Annotated in this window: 13 protein-coding genes; 8 read left to right on the top strand and 5 right to left on the bottom strand. The window is 51.2% G+C overall.

Annotation, left to right across the window (positions count from 1 at the left end; genetic code table 11):
* Positions 1 to 67: 67 nt before the first annotated feature.
* The gene (gene bepA, locus WHR59_RS06510) at positions 68 to 1,531 is read left to right on the top strand and encodes a beta-barrel assembly-enhancing protease (RefSeq protein ID WP_338843741.1); all 1,464 of its coding nucleotides are present in this window, start codon (positions 68 to 70) and stop codon (positions 1,529 to 1,531) included.
* 11 nt (positions 1,532 to 1,542) lie between these two features.
* The gene (gene arsC / locus WHR59_RS06505) at positions 1,543 to 1,902 is read left to right on the top strand and encodes an arsenate reductase (glutaredoxin) (protein WP_047409559.1); all 360 of its coding nucleotides are present in this window, start codon (positions 1,543 to 1,545) and stop codon (positions 1,900 to 1,902) included.
* Positions 1,903 to 1,937: 35 nt separating this feature from the next.
* Here the strand turns inward: arsC and WHR59_RS06500 are convergent, their stop codons facing one another.
* From WHR59_RS06500 to WHR59_RS06485, 4 genes are all read right to left on the bottom strand, one after another.
* Positions 1,938 to 2,639: a DnaA inactivator Hda gene (locus tag WHR59_RS06500; RefSeq protein WP_211924219.1), complete on the bottom strand. Its 702-nt coding sequence runs from the start codon at positions 2,637 to 2,639 to the stop codon at positions 1,938 to 1,940.
* Between the two features lie 95 nt (positions 2,640 to 2,734).
* Positions 2,735 to 4,024 (bottom strand): uracil permease, encoded by a 1,290-nt coding sequence (gene uraA / locus WHR59_RS06495; RefSeq protein ID WP_016157119.1) that lies wholly within the window; start codon positions 4,022 to 4,024, stop codon positions 2,735 to 2,737.
* Positions 4,025 to 4,119: 95 nt separating this feature from the next.
* Positions 4,120 to 4,746, bottom strand: a complete 627-nt coding sequence (gene upp / locus WHR59_RS06490; protein WP_003835110.1) for a uracil phosphoribosyltransferase — start codon at positions 4,744 to 4,746, stop codon at positions 4,120 to 4,122.
* Positions 4,747 to 4,929: 183 nt separating this feature from the next.
* Positions 4,930 to 6,360 carry a 6-phospho-beta-glucosidase gene (locus tag WHR59_RS06485; RefSeq protein WP_043017170.1) on the bottom strand — a complete coding sequence of 477 codons (1,431 nt, stop codon included), beginning with the start codon at positions 6,358 to 6,360 and terminating at the stop codon, positions 4,930 to 4,932.
* Positions 6,361 to 6,655: 295 nt separating this feature from the next.
* Between WHR59_RS06485 and purM the strand changes: the two genes are divergently transcribed.
* From purM to ppx, 4 genes are all read left to right on the top strand, one after another.
* Complete coding sequence (gene purM, locus WHR59_RS06480) at positions 6,656 to 7,693, top strand: phosphoribosylformylglycinamidine cyclo-ligase (RefSeq protein WP_003838485.1); 1,038 nt, start codon at positions 6,656 to 6,658, stop codon at positions 7,691 to 7,693.
* Positions 7,690 to 8,331, top strand: coding sequence for a phosphoribosylglycinamide formyltransferase (gene purN, locus WHR59_RS06475; RefSeq protein WP_043017171.1), 642 nt, complete (start codon positions 7,690 to 7,692; stop codon positions 8,329 to 8,331). Before purM ends, purN begins: the two co-directional genes overlap by 4 nt.
* Positions 8,332 to 8,546: 215 nt before the next feature.
* Positions 8,547 to 10,613: a polyphosphate kinase 1 gene (gene ppk1, locus WHR59_RS06470; RefSeq protein WP_043017172.1), complete on the top strand. Its 2,067-nt coding sequence runs from the start codon at positions 8,547 to 8,549 to the stop codon at positions 10,611 to 10,613.
* 4 nt (positions 10,614 to 10,617) lie between these two features.
* A complete protein-coding gene (gene ppx, locus WHR59_RS06465) occupies positions 10,618 to 12,159 on the top strand; it encodes an exopolyphosphatase (protein WP_043017173.1) in 1,542 nt (513 codons plus the stop codon).
* Here the strand turns inward: ppx and WHR59_RS06460 are convergent.
* On the bottom strand, positions 12,139 to 14,409 hold the full coding sequence (locus WHR59_RS06460; protein ID WP_043017174.1) for a bifunctional diguanylate cyclase/phosphodiesterase: 2,271 nt from the start codon (positions 14,407 to 14,409) through the stop codon (positions 12,139 to 12,141). The genes ppx and WHR59_RS06460 overlap by 21 nt on opposite strands.
* Before the next feature lie 350 nt (positions 14,410 to 14,759).
* On the opposite strand from WHR59_RS06460, the gene WHR59_RS06455 reads away from it, so the two are divergent.
* Positions 14,760 to 14,963 (top strand): YfgG family protein, encoded by a 204-nt coding sequence (locus WHR59_RS06455; protein ID WP_072033354.1) that lies wholly within the window; start codon positions 14,760 to 14,762, stop codon positions 14,961 to 14,963.
* Positions 14,964 to 15,330: 367 nt separating this feature from the next.
* The gene (gene mscS, locus WHR59_RS06450) at positions 15,331 to 16,209 is read left to right on the top strand and encodes a small-conductance mechanosensitive channel MscS (RefSeq protein WP_080626247.1); all 879 of its coding nucleotides are present in this window, start codon (positions 15,331 to 15,333) and stop codon (positions 16,207 to 16,209) included.
* The last annotated feature ends 37 nt before the right edge of the window (positions 16,210 to 16,246 follow it).

Here is a 16,246-nt window from a genome sequence, read left to right as displayed (position 1 = left end):
GAGTGTGAACGATACTTCACGGCATTGGTCAAATGGCTATCTCAAAAAAGAATACAGGACAGAGGTTATGTTCAGGCAGTTGAAAAAAAACCTGGTTGCTACCCTCATTGCCGCACTGACCATCGGTCAGGTCGCGCCCGCATTTGCTGATACTGCGGACACCCTGCCTGATATGGGAACCTCGGCAGGGAGCACGCTTTCCATAGGACAGGAAATGCAGATGGGCGATTATTACGTACGCCAGCTGCGCGGCAGTGCGCCATTAATTAACGATCCGTTGCTCACCCAATACATTAATGCGCTGGGGATGCGTCTGGTCTCGCACGCCGACTCGGTAAAAACGCCCTTCACCTTCTTTTTGATTAACAACGATGAAATCAACGCCTTTGCTTTCTTTGGCGGCAACGTTGTCCTGCACTCCGCGTTATTCCGCTATTCCGATAACGAAAGCCAACTGGCATCGGTTATGGCGCACGAAATTTCCCACGTTACGCAGCGTCACCTGGCGCGTGCTATGGAAGATCAGAAACGCAGCGCGCCGCTAACGTGGGTTGGTGCGTTAGGCTCAATTTTATTGGCGATGGCCAGTCCGCAGGCGGGTATGGCGGCGCTGACCGGTACGCTGGCAGGTACACGTCAGGGGATGATTAGCTTTACGCAGCAAAACGAACAGGAAGCCGACCGCATCGGTATTCAGGTGCTGCAACGCTCGGGATTCGATCCCCAGGCCATGCCGACGTTTCTGGAAAAACTGCTCGATCAGGCCCGTTACTCTTCGCGTCCACCAGAAATTTTGCTGACTCACCCCCTGCCTGAAAGCCGTCTGTCGGATGCCCGTAACCGCGCCAACCAAATGCGCCCGGTGGTCGTCCAGTCATCAGAAGATTTTTATCTGGCTAAGGCGCGAACCCTGGGCATGTACAATTCTGGTCGCAACCAACTGAGCGACGACCTGCTGAGTAACTGGTCGAAAGGCAACGTGCGTGAGCAACGTGCGGCGCAGTATGGTCGGGCATTGCAGGCGATGGAAGCCAGTAAATACGATGAGGCGCGTAAAGCGCTGCAACCGCTGCTGGCGGCAGATCCTAACAATGCCTGGTATCTCGACCTGGCTACGGATATCGATCTCGGTCAGAAGAAAACCAGCGACGCTATTAATCGGTTGAAAAACGCCCGCGACCTGCGCACTAACCCGGTACTGCAGCTCAACCTGGCGAATGCGTATTTACAAGGAGGACAAGCCAAAGAGGCGGCAACCATCCTGAATCGCTATACGTTTAACCATAAGGACGATCCCAACGGCTGGGATCTGTTAGCGCAAACGGAAGCCAACCTGAACAACCGCGATCAGGAACTGGCGGCGCGCGCCGAAGGGTATGCCCTTGCAGGGCGTCTGGATCAGGCGATTTCGATGCTCAGCAGCGCAAGCTCTCAGGTGAAACTGGGTAGCCAGCAGCAGGCCAGATACGATGCCCGTATTGACCAGCTACGCCAGTTGCAAGAGCGCTTTAAACCGTACACGAAAATGTAACAGGAAGAAAAATGTCAGACGCGATCAAAATCTACCATAACCCACGCTGCTCCAAGAGCCGCGAAACGCTGGAATTACTGAAGTCCAACGGCGTGGACCCGGAGGTGGTGTTGTATCTGGAAACGCCGGCTGATGCCGCAACCCTGCGTGAACTGCTGCAGATGCTCAGCATGTCCAGCGCACGTGAACTGATGCGCCAGAAAGAGGATCTCTATAAATCGCTTAACCTGGCGGACAAAAATCTGAGTGAAGATGCGCTAATTCAGGCAATGGTGGAAAACCCGAAACTGATGGAGCGCCCAATTGTGGTCGCCAAAGGCCAGGCGCGGATTGGTCGTCCGCCAGAGCAGGTACTGGAAATCATCGGTTAACCTGCAACCTGCCGCAGTCTTTTCGGCTGCGGCGCTTACAGCTTCAGTATCTCTTTTACGAACGGAATGGTGAGTTTGCGCTGGGCGGTGATCGATGCGTGATCTAACTGATCCAACGTCATAAACAGCGTACGCATTTCCCGATCCAGACGCTTAAGCAGAAAGCGTCCCACATCTTCCGGCAGTTCAAATCCACGAAGTCTGGCGCGTAATTGCAACGCCTGCAGCTTATCTTCATCGGAAAGCGGCTGCAGCTTGTAGATTTGTCCCCAGTCCAGGCGCGAGGCGAGATCCGGCAACCCCAGATTCAGCTGTCTTGGCGGGCGATCGCCGGTGATCAGCAGGCGCGTTTTCCCCGACTCCAGGATGCGGTTGTAGAGATCAAAGATCGCCATTTCCCACAGCGAATCCCCGGCCACACATTCGATGTTATCGATGCATACCAGCGATAAATGCTCCATCCCGTCGAGCACTTCAGGGACAAACCAGGTGCGTTTATCGAGCGGCACGTAACCTACTGCATCACCGCGCGCGGACAGTTCCGCACAGGCTGCATGCAGCAAATGACTACGGCCAGCGCCTTCGCGCGACCAGAGATAAATATACCCGCTATGTTCCTGACGCAGCACGTTTTGCAGTGCAGCCAGTAAAGAGGAGTTATCCCCCGGCCAGAAACTTGCAAAAGTTTCGTCGTCAGGAAGATAAAGTGGCAAAGAGAGCTGTGCCGGTGTGTTCAGAGATACCTCAACCCAGGATTTCATAAAATCGCGTTGAGTTTAACACAGAAATACGTCGTGATAGAACCGGGCAGCACCGCCGCCCGGTCAGAGATTTACTGTTGCGGACTGTCGGCATCTTCTGCGTCAAGCACGACTTCTTCCGGGCGCAGCAGGCTGATAACTTTGAAAATCAGGCTCAGGCAGACGCCAACAATGGTCGCCAGCGCCATGCCTTTCAGCTCAGCGGCACCAATGTGAACTTTCGCGCCACTTACGCCGATGATCAAAATAACCGAAGTCAGGATCAGGTTTTGCGCTTTGTTGTAGTCAACTTTCGACTCGATCAATACGCGAATACCGGAAGCGCCAATCACGCCGTACAGCAGCAGTGATACGCCCCCCATTACAGGCAGTGGGATGATTTGGATCGCCGCCGCCAGTTTACCCACGCAGGAGAGCAGAATGGCAAAAATCGCCGCGCCGCCGATAACCCAGGTACTGTAAACGCGGGTAATCGCCATTACGCCAATATTTTCGCCGTACGTGGTGTTCGGCGTTGAGCCGAAGAAACCGGAGATAACCGTAGACAGACCGTTAGCAAACATAGAACGATGCAGGCCTGGGTCGCGAATCAAATCTTTTTTCACGATATTCGCCGTTACCACCAGGTGCCCGACGTGTTCAGCGATGACCACCAGCGCTGCTGGCAGGATGGTCAGAATGGCAACCCATTCAAAGCGCGGCGTATAGAACGTTGGCAGCGCGAACCAGTGGGCCTGCGCAATCGGCGTAGTGTCCACGACGCCCATCACGAAAGAGAGCGCATAACCGGCCAGCACCCCAATCAGAATCGGGATAATCGCCATAAAACCGCGGAACAGTACGGAGCCAAATACCGTAACCGCCAGCGTCACCATCGAGATGATGATGGTTTTTGAATCCGGTAATTGCCCCTCAGCAGGCAGTAACCCCGCCATGCCCGCAGCGACGCCAGCCAGCTCCAGACCGATAACGGCAACGATTGCGCCCATCGCCGCAGGCGGGAACATCACATCCAGCCAGCCGGTACCTGCTTTCTTAACGATGAAAGAAACCAGGCAGAACAGGACGCCGCACATAATGAAACCACCCAGTGCCACTTCATATCCTAACGGCAGCAGCAGCAGTACCGGAGAAATAAATGCAAAGCTGGACCCCAGATAGGCTGGGATTTTTCCTTTACAAATAAAGAGATACAGCAACGTACCAATGCCATTAAACAGCAAAACGGTAGCCGGGTTGATGTGGAACAGGACTGGCACCAGTACCGTTGCGCCAAACATGGCGAACAGGTGCTGCAAACTAAGCGGGATTGTCTGTAAAAGCGGCGGTCTTTCACTCACCCCGATAGCACGGCGCGTCATAGTGTTTTCCTCTGAGTGTTGTTTGTTATTCGCATTGGGTTGTTATATTCAAAAAAAAGCCGACTCTTAAAGTCGGCTTCTTTTCACTTATTCGTTTACTTGGTACCAAAAATCTTATCGCCGGCATCACCAAGCCCCGGAATAATGTATCCGTGCTCGTTCAGTCCCTGATCGATGGAGGCTGTGTACAGCTCAACATCCGGGTGCGCTTTTTCCAGTGCCGCGATACCTTCTGGTGCCGCAACCAGGACCAGCACCTTAATGCTGGTGCAGCCTGCGTTTTTCAGCAGGTCGATGGTAGCGATAACGGAACCGCCAGTCGCCAGCATCGGGTCAACGATCAGCGCCATACGCTCATCGATGTTAGAAACCAGCTTCTGGAAATACGGAACCGGCTCCAGCGTCTCTTCATTGCGGTACATACCGACCACGCTGATACGCGCGCTTGGAACGTTTTCCAGAACGCCTTCCATCATGCCCAGGCCTGCGCGCAGGATTGGCACAACGGTGATTTTCTTACCTTTAATTTGGTCAACTTCAACCGGGCCATTCCAGCCTTCAATGGTCACCTTTTCGGTTTCCAGACCAGCGGTTGCTTCATAAGTCAGCAGGCTGCCAACTTCCGAGGCGAGTTCACGAAAGCGTTTAGTGCTGATGTCGTTTTCACGCATCAGTCCCAGCTTGTGTTTGACGAGTGGGTGTTTGACTTCCACGATCTTCATACTCTTCTCCTTTCCTCAGACGAGTGGCAACCACAAAAAAAATCGCCGGATTATACCGCTTTTAGTCTCTGTCGCAACACTGCATGCGCTTGATATGGATCAACCAAAGTCATTTACGTCTGGATGATGAGTATAAAACAAGCCCCGCACTCATGGCGGGGCTTGTTATCAATGCTATGAATTTTAAAGGTATTCAGCATTAGTCTGGATGACGTTTTGATACCATGAAAAAGATTTTTTCTGGGAGCGAGTTAATGTCCCGCTACCGTCATTATTTTTATCAACGTAGATAAACCCGTAGCGTTTTTTCATTTCCCCCGTCCCAGCCGAGACTAAATCAATACAGCCCCACGGGGTATATCCCATCAAATCCACGCCATCTTCCACCACCGCTTTTTTCATCTCACGTATGTGAGCGGCAAGGTAGTCGATACGGTACTGGTCGTTCACCGCACCATCGTTCTCACGCACGTCGATGGCGCCAAATCCATTCTCCACAATAAATAGCGGCAACTGATAATGATCCCAGAACCAGTTCAGCGAATAGCGCAGACCGACGGGATCAATCTGCCAGCCCCAGTCCGATTTCTGTACGTACGGGTTGGAAACCAGGCTTTTCGACTCGTCGTAATCCAGCTCAGGGTTGTCCGCCGTTGCCTGCGTCGCGAAGGACATATAGTAGCTAAAGCCGATGTAATCCACGCAGCCATCGGTCAACGCCTGACGGTCTTCCTCGGTGATATCCAGCTCAAAACCGCGTCGGGCAAAGTAGTTGAGAAGATGCTGCGGGTATTTGCCGCGCACATGGACGTCGGTAAACCAGTAACGGCGGTGCATGGCGTTCATCGCCATCATCATATCGTCCGGCGCGCAGGTCAGCGGATAGATAGGACACATGGCGATCATGCACCCTATCTGCAATTCCGGGTTAATCTCACGTGCGGCCTTTACCGCCAACGCGCTTGCCACCAGTTCATAGTGCGCCGCCTGGTACATGACCGGCTCGCGGTCTTCACCGGGCTGGTATTTCAGACCAGAGTTAGTAAAGGGCGCGAAATCTTCGTGATAATTTGCCTGGTTGTTAATCTCATTAAACGTCATCCAGTACTTTACTTTGTGCTGGTAACGAGTGAAAACCACCCTGGCAAAACGGACAAAGAAATCGATAAGCTTACGGTTGCGCCAGCCGCCATATTCCGTCACCAGATGGTAAGGCATCTCGAAATGCGACAACGTAATCACCGGCTCAATGCCATATTTCAGGCATTCGTCAAACAGGTCATCATAGAACTGCAGACCAGCTTCATTGGGTTGCGCTTCGTCGCCTAAGGGAAAAATACGCGTCCAGGCGATAGAGGTGCGAAAACATTTAAATCCCATTTCGGCAAACAGCTTAATGTCGTCTTTATAGCGATGATAAAAATCGATGGCGTCATGGTTAGGGTAGTTTTTACCGGCGATCACACCGTCGGTGATTTCACGCGCCACGCCGTGCGCCCCCGCCGTCATGACATCGGCAACGCTGACGCCTTTTCCGCCCGCCTGCCAGCCACCTTCCAGTTGATGAGCGGCTACGGCACCACCCCACATGAAATCTGCTTTAAATCCTGACATACCCTTCCCCTATCGTGATGACTCTGCGCAAAACGCTGTAGATGAGGTCCGCAACAGAAAACAGAAACCGGTTTCAGTACGATACTGTGCATTCGGCTGGCAGGTTTCAAGCACAAGACTGTACCCGGTTTCATTTTCGTGGCGCAGTTCAAACAAATAGATAAATGATTGTAAAATGCTGAAAAAATCAGCAGATAAAACTTGATGCAGAGCAGGCTCGCAAACGTTTGCTTTCCCTGTTAGAATTGCGCCGAATTTAACTTTTACTGCAAGTAAACATGTGGGGAAGCAGGCAGTGACCGATAAAACCTCTCTTAGCTACAAAGATGCCGGTGTTGATATTGATGCAGGTAATGCTCTGGTTGATCGAATCAAAGGCGTAGTAAAGAAAACTCGTCGTCCGGAAGTTATGGGTGGTCTGGGTGGCTTCGGTGCGCTGTGCGCATTGCCGCAAAAATATCGTGAACCGGTACTGGTTTCCGGCACTGATGGCGTTGGCACAAAACTGCGTCTGGCGATGGATCTGAAACGCCACGACACTATCGGTATTGACCTCGTCGCAATGTGCGTCAACGACCTCGTCGTTCAGGGCGCTGAGCCGCTGTTTTTCCTCGACTACTATGCGACCGGCAAACTGGATGTGGATACCGCAGCCAGCGTCATTAACGGTATTGCCGAAGGTTGTCTGCAGTCTGGCTGCGCGCTGGTTGGCGGGGAAACGGCTGAAATGCCGGGGATGTACCACGGCGAAGATTACGACGTGGCAGGCTTCTGCGTCGGCGTCGTCGAGAAATCAGAGATTATCGACGGTTCAAAAGTGGCTGACGGCGACGTATTGATTGCGCTCGGCTCCAGCGGCCCGCACTCCAACGGTTACTCTCTGGTGCGTAAAATTGTTGAAGTCAGCGGTTGTGACCCGGAAACCACCGAGCTTGAAGGCAAGTCGCTGGCCGATCACTTGCTGGCCCCGACCCGCATTTACGTAAAATCCATTCTGGAACTGATTGAGAAGGTTGATGTGCATGCCATCGCCCACCTGACCGGCGGCGGCTTCTGGGAAAATATTCCACGCGTTCTTCCGGACAACACGCAGGCGGTGATCGACGAATCGTCATGGCAGTGGCCAGCTGTTTTCAACTGGCTGCAAACGGCGGGTAACGTCAGCCAGCATGAGATGTATCGCACCTTTAACTGCGGCGTAGGTATGGTAATCGCCCTGCCAGCTCCGGAAGTGGACAAAGCCCTTGCTTTGCTCAATGAGAAAGGTGAAAACGCATGGAAAATCGGTATCATCAAAGCTTCTGATTCCGAACAGCGTGTGGTCATTGAATGAAAAACATTGTGGTGCTCATTTCCGGCAACGGAAGCAATTTGCAGGCGATAATAGACGCCTGCGAACAGAAAAAAATCAATGGCACCATACGTGCAGTATTCAGTAACAAGGCCGATGCGTTCGGCCTTGAGCGCGCACGCGAAGCGAATATTCCGGCGCACTCGCTGGAAGCCGCCCAGTTTGCCAGTCGCGAAGCATTCGACCGCCAGCTGGTTCAAGAGATTGACGCCTATGCGCCCGATGTCGTCGTGTTGGCCGGTTATATGCGCATTCTCAGTCCGGCGTTTGTCGCTCACTATTCTGAGCGATTGCTGAATATCCATCCGTCTTTATTGCCGAAATATCCCGGCCTGCACACGCACCGTCAGGTTCTGGAAAACGGTGATGAAGAGCATGGAACTTCCGTCCATTTTGTCACCGATGAACTGGACGGCGGACCGGTTATTCTCCAGGCCAAGGTTCCGGTATTTGAAGGCGACAGCGAAGATGATGTCACGGCCCGGGTCCAGGCCCAGGAACATACCATTTACCCACTGGTGGTAAGCTGGTTTACCGATGGTCGCCTGAAGATGCGTGATAACGCAGCATGGCTGGACGGCGTTCGTCTGCCGCCACAAGGCTACGCCGCCGACGAATAATAAAAACCAGCCTGTAGGTCGGATCTCACCATCCGGTCTACAGGCATGATTACCTTTTCCGGTTAACATCTCCGGTATTCATCTACGCTCCCCCCTTTCTCTTTGCTATCAGACGGTTTATTGTCATATTTTTCTGGCACAGTTGGACATCTGAGAGCAATGCTCGCCATAATAAATCGGTAGTGTCCCGTGAATGAAACGGAGTAAAAGTGGTAATGGGTCAGGAAAAGCTATACATCGAGAAAGAACTCAGTTGGTTAGCGTTCAATGAACGTGTACTCCAGGAAGCTGCTGATAAGTCAAACCCGTTGATCGAACGGATGCGTTTCTTAGGCATCTATTCCAATAACCTCGACGAGTTTTACAAGGTTCGTTTTGCCGAACTGAAGCGCCGAATCATTATTAGCGAAGAACAGGGTTCAAACTCTCACTCCCGCCATCTGTTAGGCAAAATCCAGGCCCGCGTATTAAAAGCCGATCAGGAATTCGACGGCCTGTACAACGAGTTGCTGCTGGAGATGGCGCGCAACCAGATTTTCTTAATCAACGAACGTCAGCTATCGGTTAATCAACAGAGCTGGTTACGCCATTACTTTAAGCAATATCTTCGCCAGCATATTACGCCGATCCTGATTAACCGCGAAACGGATTTAGTTCAGTTCCTGAAAGATGACTACACCTATCTGGCGGTAGAAATTATTCGCGGTGATTCGATCCGCTACGCGCTGCTGGAAATCCCTTCCGACAAGGTTCCACGCTTTGTGAATCTGCCGCCGGAAACCCCGCGGCGTCGCAAACCGATGATCCTGCTGGACAACATCTTACGCTACTGCCTGGACGACATTTTCAAAGGGTTCTTTGATTACGATGCGCTAAACGCTTATTCGATGAAAATGACCCGCGACGCCGAATACGATTTGGTGCACGAGATGGAATCGAGCCTGATGGAGCTGATGTCATCCAGCCTGAAACAGCGTCTGACCGCAGAGCCTGTACGTTTTGTCTATCAGCGCGACATGCCCAATGCGCTGGTCGAGGTGCTGCGTGAAAAACTGACGATTTCTCGCTACGACTCAATTGTTCCCGGCGGGCGCTACCATAACTTCAAAGACTTTATTAACTTCCCCAACGTTGGCAAAGCTAACCTGGTGAACAAACCACTTCCTCGTTTACGCCATATCTGGTTCGACAACGAGAAGTTTCGCAACGGATTTGATGCAATCCGCGAGCGCGATGTGCTGCTGTATTACCCGTATCACACCTTTGAACATGTTCTTGAGCTGTTGCGTCAGGCCTCTTTCGACCCGAGCGTGTTGGCGATAAAGATCAACATCTACCGTGTGGCAAAAGACTCGCGCATCATCGACGCGATGATCCATGCAGCGCATAACAGTAAAAAAGTCACCGTAGTGGTGGAATTGCAGGCGCGCTTTGATGAAGAAGCCAACATTCATTGGGCCAAGCGTCTGACCGAAGCGGGTGTTCACGTCATTTTCTCCGCGCCGGGCCTGAAAATTCACGCCAAGCTGTTCCTTATCTCGCGTAAAGAAGGTGACGAGGTGGTGCGCTACGCCCACATCGGTACCGGGAACTTCAATGAAAAAACGGCGCGCCTGTATACTGACTATTCTTTGCTGACCGCCGATTCGCGCATTACCAACGAAGTGCGTCGGGTGTTCAACTTTATCGAGAACCCGTATCGTCCGGTGACGTTCGATTATCTGCTGGTTTCTCCACAGAACTCACGCCGTCTGCTGTACGCGATGATCGACAAAGAAATCGCCAACGCACAGCAAGGGCGGCCTTCCGGTATTACGCTAAAACTTAACAATCTGGTCGATAAAGGCCTCGTTGACCGCCTGTATGCGGCGTCCTGCTCGGGCGTGCCGGTTAATTTGCTGATCCGCGGTATGTGCTCCCTGATCCCGAATCTGGAAGGCATCAGTGATAATATTCGCGTGATAAGCATCGTTGACCGCTACCTTGAACACGACCGGGTTTATATCTTCGAAAACGGCGGCGACAAGCAGGTATATCTCTCCTCCGCAGACTGGATGACCAGGAATATCGACTATCGCATCGAAGTCGCCACGCCGCTGCTGGACCCGCGTCTTAAGCAGCGTGTGCTGGATATTATCGATATCCTGTTCAGCGACACGGTGAAGGCTCGCTTCATCGATAAAGAACTCAGTAATCGCTACGTACCGCGCGGAAATCGCCGTAAGGTTCAGTCACAATTGGCGATTTACGACTACATCAAATCACTCGAGCAACCTGACTAAAGATATGCCAATACACGACAAGACTCCGCGACCGCAGGAATTTGCTGCGGTCGACCTTGGTTCAAACAGTTTCCATATGGTCATTGCCCGTGTGGTTGATGGCGCTATGCAAATTATCGGACGCCTAAAACAACGCGTTCATCTGGCTGATGGTCTCGGCGAAGACAACAAGCTGAGCGAAGAGGCAATGGAGCGCGGATTAAGCTGTCTGTCGCTGTTCGCCGAACGCCTGCAGGGCTTTCCCCCATCAAGCGTATGCATCGTGGGTACCCATACTTTGCGTCAGGCGCTGAATGCGACCGATTTTCTCAAGCGCGCAGAAAAAGTCATCCCCTACCCGATTGAGATTATTTCCGGTAATGAAGAAGCCCGACTGATTTTTATGGGTGTAGAGCACACCCAGCCGGAAAAAGGTCGCAAGCTGGTTATCGATATTGGCGGTGGTTCAACAGAACTGGTGATCGGCGAAGATTTCGAACCCAAACTGGTCGAAAGCCGTCGTATGGGCTGCGTCAGTTTTGCCCAGATGTATTTCCCGGGCGGCGTTATCAGTCGGGAAAACTTCCAGCGTGCCCGCATGGCGGCAGCGCAAAAGCTCGAAACCTTAACCTGGCAGTTTCGCATTCAGGGCTGGAACGTTGCGATGGGCGCATCGGGTACGATTAAAGCGGCACATGAAGTGCTGCTGGAGATGGGCGAGAAAGATGGTTTCATCACTCCCGAACGCCTGGACAAACTGACATCCGAAGTACTGAAACATGCGTCATTCGAAGCCCTCAGCCTGCCAGGGCTGTCAGAAGAGCGAAAAGCGGTGTTTGTGCCCGGGCTTGCGATTCTGTGCGGCGTTTTTGACGCGCTGGCTATCCGCGAACTTCGCCTTTCTGATGGCGCGCTACGTGAAGGCGTACTGTACGAGATGGAAGGACGTTTTCGCCACCAGGACGTTCGCAGCCGTACCGCCAGCAGTCTGGCGAACCAGTACAACATCGACAGTGAACAGGCCCGGCGCGTACTGGAAACGACGATGCAAATGTACGATCAGTGGCATACGCAGCAGCCAAAACTGGCCAATCCGCAACTGGAAGCGTTACTGCGCTGGGCGGCGATGCTGCATGAGGTTGGGCTGAACATCAACCACAGCGGTTTACATCGCCACTCTGCTTATATCCTGCAAAACAGTGATTTGCCGGGCTTTAATCAGGAACAACAGCTGATGATGGCAACCTTAGTTCGTTATCATCGCAAAGCGGTGAAGCTGGATGATTTGCCCCGCTTTACGCTGTTCAAGAAAAAACAGTTTCTACCGTTAATTCAGCTGTTACGCCTGGGCGTGCTGCTGAATAATCAGCGTCAGGCAACCACCACGCCACCGACGCTGACCCTGATTACCGACGACAACCACTGGACTTTACGCTTCCCGCATGACTGGTTCAGCCAGAATGCGCTGGTGCTGCTCGATCTGGAAAAAGAGCAGCAATACTGGGAAGCCGTAACCGGCTGGCGTCTCAAAATTGAAGAAGAAAGCTCACCCGATATCGCCGCATAAGCTCTCAGCAGGTGCCAGTTCTTCTGGCACCTTTTCTTCCAGCGTTTCGTGCAGCGGTTGCGGTTTACCAATCAGATACCCCTGCATGTAGTCAATCCCCAGCGAAATCACCGCACTGCGTATTTCCTCGCTTTCGACGTACTCCGCAACCACCAGCATTCTTTTCATTCGCGCCAGGTGGCAAATGGACGCCACAATTTGGTAGTCGAGGCTGTTCGAAACGATATTGCGAATAAAGCTGCCGTCAATTTTCAGAATATCGGCATTCACATTCTTCAGCCGCGCATAGCTGGCATAACCGGTACCAAAATCATCAATCGCAATCTGACATCCCAATGATTGCAACTGCAGCAACGTTGCCTGCGCCTGTTCCGCATTGGTTAAGGCATTGCTTTCCGTGACCTCAAAAATCAGCTGCCACGCCTCGACTTTGTACTTAGCCAGTAGCAGGTTGATGTCATGCGGAAGTCGGGCGCGGCATACCGACGTAGGTGATAAGTTAATCGCAAATCGACGGGCGGGCATTTTTTCCCGATTCTGCGCCATAAATTTCAGCGTATTTTCAATCACCCACAGATCGATGCTGGAGGACAAACCAAACTCATGCGCTACCGGCAAGAAGTTATCAGGGGCGATAGTCTCCCCGTCGTCCCCCTGAAGACGCAGCAGGATTTCATGATAAACATCGCCGCGTACACCAGAAATCGGCTGCGCCATCAGGAAAAAGCGATTGTGCTCCAGCGCCTGCTGCAGGCGATTCATCATCGCAACCTTATCTTTCAGGTCACGTTGCAGGTGCATCACGCCCCGTCGCTGCAAATTCTCTGGCGCATTGGTCGCCAGAGAAAGCTCGGCGATGGTGCTTAGCTCTCCCAGTAACAAATAGATGTGGTTAACAGGAGAACGGACATAGCAAAAACTGATGCCCACCTGCGGCTGTAACGGCATGCCATCCCAGATAAAACGAAACTGCTTGATATGCCTGTCCAGCGCTTCAATGCGCTCCTGATGCGATTCGGTGTTAAAACGCAAAACTAAATCATTACCCGATAACTGATAGACATGCTCATCTTGTTCCAGCATCGGCGTTACCCACTGGGCGAGTTTTTGCTTGTACTGGATACGCAGCATAATGCCGTAATTTTTCACCAGCAGTTCCATGCCCGGAACACTCAAAAAGCAGAGCACTGACCATGGCGCTTTTTTCAAATCCCGGTTCAACGCGCGCAAATTCGGAATATGCACCATGGGGTCAAAGAAGGCCAGACGATGGTTGCGCCGGGTAACAAACCGTTGGCGCGTTGCCAGTACGGCAATGAAATTTACGATGAAGGAGAAAACCAGGTAACTTGATGAGGTAATGGCAAGCTGGGTATCGTAGCCCGAATACCAGGGCATATAGCGTTGATAATAATGTATCGCGGTAATAAGTACGACCGCCCATATCAACGAAATAAATCTATAACCGTAACGCATAGCTCCCCATAGCATCACGGGCAGCAACAATGACAGGGTATAATTCGTACTAAATATTGAGCTTTGCTCATTTAACGGCATGCACAACATTGCCATCAGCACGGTCAATATAATCAGCCAGACAGCAAACTCAGTTTTGGTGACTTTGGTATCAAACTGCTGCTTTAACTGAGAAAAATAGCCTCTCACATGCAAAGGGTTACGGATCGTTCGAATAATAAAATAGCACAGTGGAACCCCAACCAGATTCCCGACCAGCATGGCCTGATAGTTGATCAACGTACCAGTATTAAAGGGCATAACGCCCACCATACCCGATTTGCTCTCATAGACGCCCACAAACGCGGCAAACTGGAAGAGTATCAAAAACAGCGTCGCCGGGCAGAAGACCTGCCAAAACATGCGCTGGAACATCAGGTGGGAATCGCCGTGGGAAACATTGTTTCGTCGGGGAGAAAATACCTTATACCCTCCCCAACTAAGCACGATGGTAACAATAAAGTGCGAAATTATTGAGAGTGTTTCAAATAGCCCAACCTGCGGATATTTGTACCAAATAATGGAAATGATAATTCCGGGTAATGCAGCCCAACCAAAAAACAACATCAGGCTAATCATCAGCGCTAAAGGCAGATAGAAAAGAATTACGGTCCCGGTACTAATATGGGCATAGGTGTTGGCAGTGCTCAATAAAGGCAACAGTAATGAAGGCAAGATGAGAGGTAACGCCCACCATTTATCTCTAATACCAATATAATTTTTATTCAGTTTCATAGATGCTCAGTAGAATCCCGCACATCCTGCAGGGGGTATTCAGACAGGCATCCCACCTGACGTTAAAACGATAAAGTAAAATACATCACAATGATTCATCAATTTTAGTTGGCAGCAAAGGAGGATGCTTGATACACATCAAAAAAAAAGTCTCTCATTAATCAATTATTACTCTTTTCATGGTTTTTTATCGTTATCTCATTATTCATGCAAATAATAATATTAATTTCCATAACATAAATGGATAAAACCACTGAGGCAATTTTACATAACGAAGAATTGACCATTCCCTCACAGTATGCCTTAATGTGAGTATCGCCCTCAGTTGGGTACACTACAAGGAACCTTTTGTGAGCCAGGTTACCAGCCTACGCAAACGACACCGATTTAACAGTCGCATGATCCGGATCGTACTGCTTATCAGCTTTCTCTTCTTCTTCGGACGCTTCGTCTACTCCGCCATAGGTGCGTGGCACCACCACCAGAACAAAAAAGAATCTCAGCAGATAACTCAGCCCCAACAGGCATCTCCTGCTCAAACCGACGTGCGCTGATCTCTCGCACCTGTGATATCCCCAGCATTAAGATTCCTTACCGGATGGCTAATCGCCTGACATTTAACCATCCGGTAAGGGATTTGCGTGATGAAACTTCATACACTTCCCCCACCACCCTCGCTGTATTATCGGATAATCGACCGTATTTTTCGCACAAATACACAATCTTTTCATCCCACTTCACCGCACCATTCGCGCTGATTTTTTACGTTCCGGTTTACTGGATATAAAAAAGACACACAGTGCTCAAATAGACGCTAATTAATATCGCCAGAAAATATCACGGGCGAAAACATTAATATTTTGCATGAAATTAAATGCTTATTTGAATTGTTACCATTATTAAATTGTACAGGGTAATACCATGAGTGGTTTTTCATTATTTCCGAAAATAAGAAGCGGTGTTGAATGGATTGCCGGGCACAGCGATGCGGTTATTCAATTCGGCTGGAATATCGTTGCCGCCGTGATTTTACTGTTTGTCGGTAAATTTGTCTCTCGTCTGCTTTCCCGTGGCCTGGAAAAGTTACTGTTAAAACGTAAAGTTGACCGGACCATTATCCAGTTTTTCACCGCGCTGGTACGTTACATCACCCTCGCTTTTTCCGTTGTCGCCGCGTTGGGCCGCGTCGGTATTGAAACCTCTTCCATTATTGCCGTCATTGGGGCCGCCGGACTGGCTATTGGTCTCGCGCTACAAGGATCGCTTTCCAACTTTGCCGCAGGCGTATTATTGGTCTCTTTGCGTCCTTTCCGCGCCGGAGAAGTCGTGCAGATTGGCGCAGTCACCGGAACGGTAGAAAAGGTGCACATTTTCTCCACTACCCTGCTCACCGCTGACAGCAAAGAAGTGGTGATTCCAAACGGTAAGATCATTGCGGATAACATCATTAACTATTCCCGCCACCCGTTTCGCCGTATCGACCTGGTGATTGGCGTGGGATATCAGAGCCGGATCGCAGATGTTAAGCGCGTGATTAACCATATCATCGAGCAGGACAGCCGCATCGATAAGCAACGTGGGGTAACCGTTCGTCTGGGCGAACTGGGCGCTTCAGCGTTGAATTTTTACGTCCGCGTATGGGTACCCAACATCGAATACTGGAATACCTATTACGATCTGCTGGAAAACATTAAAGAGGCCCTGGACGACAACCACATTGCCCTGCCGTATCCGCAGATGGATATACGCGTGGAGAACGTGGCACCCCAATCTCAGCCCCAGCTACAGCTGGTCGATTAGTATCCCACGCTATAACATTCGCCAGACGCGCTTGCTG

Origin of the sequence: Citrobacter europaeus, from assembly GCF_037482245.1 — a bacterium.
GTDB lineage: Bacteria > Pseudomonadota > Gammaproteobacteria > Enterobacterales > Enterobacteriaceae > Citrobacter > Citrobacter europaeus.
This window is presented reverse-complemented; position numbering and strand designations above follow the sequence as displayed.

Bases quoted from the DNA above. Each gene is read 5' to 3' on its own strand.
- WHR59_RS06460 (WP_043017174.1), bottom strand. From the start codon at position 14,409: ATGAAACTGAATAAAAATTATATTGGTATTAGAGATAAATGGTGGGCG.
- ppx (WP_043017173.1), top strand. From the start codon at position 10,618: ATGCCAATACACGACAAGACTCCGCGACCGCAGGAATTTGCTGCGGTC.
- WHR59_RS06485 (WP_043017170.1), bottom strand. From the start codon at position 6,360: ATGTCAGGATTTAAAGCAGATTTCATGTGGGGTGGTGCCGTAGCCGCT.
- bepA (WP_338843741.1), top strand. From the start codon at position 68: ATGTTCAGGCAGTTGAAAAAAAACCTGGTTGCTACCCTCATTGCCGCA.
- ppk1 (WP_043017172.1), top strand. From the start codon at position 8,547: ATGGGTCAGGAAAAGCTATACATCGAGAAAGAACTCAGTTGGTTAGCG.
- arsC (WP_047409559.1), top strand. From the start codon at position 1,543: ATGTCAGACGCGATCAAAATCTACCATAACCCACGCTGCTCCAAGAGC.
- upp (WP_003835110.1), bottom strand. From the start codon at position 4,746: ATGAAGATCGTGGAAGTCAAACACCCACTCGTCAAACACAAGCTGGGA.
- mscS (WP_080626247.1), top strand. From the start codon at position 15,331: ATGAGTGGTTTTTCATTATTTCCGAAAATAAGAAGCGGTGTTGAATGG.
- uraA (WP_016157119.1), bottom strand. From the start codon at position 4,024: ATGACGCGCCGTGCTATCGGGGTGAGTGAAAGACCGCCGCTTTTACAG.
- purN (WP_043017171.1), top strand. From the start codon at position 7,690: ATGAAAAACATTGTGGTGCTCATTTCCGGCAACGGAAGCAATTTGCAG.